This window comes from Bacillus sp. AFS029637, from assembly GCF_002584985.1.
Classification (GTDB): Bacteria; Bacillota; Bacilli; order Bacillales; family Bacillaceae_G; genus Bacillus_A.
This window is the reverse complement of sequence record NZ_NUPZ01000091.1, coordinates 1-689: the sequence shown is the minus strand read 5'-3', so window position 1 is coordinate 689 and position 689 is coordinate 1. Positions and strand designations below refer to the sequence as shown.

The following is a 689-nucleotide window of genomic DNA, read 5'->3' as shown; positions in this document are numbered from 1 at the left end:
ACCTGCCTTACAAGCAGGGGGTCGGCGGTTCGATCCCGTCATCCTCCACCACATATGTCGGAGGGGTAGCGAAGTGGCTAAACGCGGCGGACTGTAAATCCGCTCCTTCGGGTTCGGCAGTTCGAATCTGCCCCCCTCCACCATCTTAATTAATGGGCTATAGCCAAGCGGTAAGGCAACGGACTTTGACTCCGTCATGCGCTGGTTCGAATCCAGCTAGCCCAGCCATTAAGAGCCATTAGCTCAGTTGGTAGAGCATCTGACTTTTAATCAGAGGGTCGAAGGTTCGAGTCCTTCATGGCTCACCATTTTAATGAAATATGCGGGTGTGGCGGAATTGGCAGACGCACTAGACTTAGGATCTAGCGCCTTTGGCGTGGGGGTTCGACTCCCTTCACCCGCACTTTTAATAAAATAACTCAAACATGTCTTGCGGAAGTAGTTCAGTGGTAGAATACAACCTTGCCAAGGTTGGGGTCGCGGGTTCGAATCCCGTCTTCCGCTCCAATTTTCAATATGACATGCCGGGGTGGCGGAACAGGCAGACGCACAGGACTTAAAATCCTGCGGTGGGTGACCACCGTGCGGGTTCGACCCCCGCCCTCGGCACCATATGCGCCCGTAGCTCAATTGGATAGAGCGTTTGACTACGGATCAAGAGGTTAGGGGTTCGACTCCTCTCGGGCGCG

General features: G+C 54.3%; 7 tRNA genes. All 7 read left to right on the top strand.

What is annotated here, in order from left to right:
- Positions 1–59 precede the first annotated feature (59 nt).
- The 7 genes from COE49_RS26990 to COE49_RS26960 all read left to right on the top strand — a co-directional run bounded on the left by COE49_RS26990 (position 60) and on the right by COE49_RS26960 (position 689).
- Positions 60–143, top strand: a tRNA-Tyr gene (locus tag COE49_RS26990).
- A gap of 10 nt (positions 144–153) precedes the next feature.
- Positions 154–228, top strand: a tRNA-Gln gene (locus COE49_RS26985).
- Positions 229–232: 4 nt separating this feature from the next.
- Positions 233–308: transfer RNA gene (locus tag COE49_RS26980), tRNA-Lys, on the top strand.
- A 14-nt stretch (positions 309–322) separates the two neighbouring features.
- Positions 323–403: transfer RNA gene (locus COE49_RS26975), tRNA-Leu, on the top strand.
- A 29-nt stretch (positions 404–432) separates the two neighbouring features.
- Positions 433–507: transfer RNA gene (locus COE49_RS26970), tRNA-Gly, on the top strand.
- A gap of 16 nt (positions 508–523) precedes the next feature.
- A tRNA-Leu gene (locus COE49_RS26965) sits at positions 524–612 on the top strand.
- A 3-nt stretch (positions 613–615) separates the two neighbouring features.
- Positions 616–689, top strand: a tRNA-Arg gene (locus COE49_RS26960).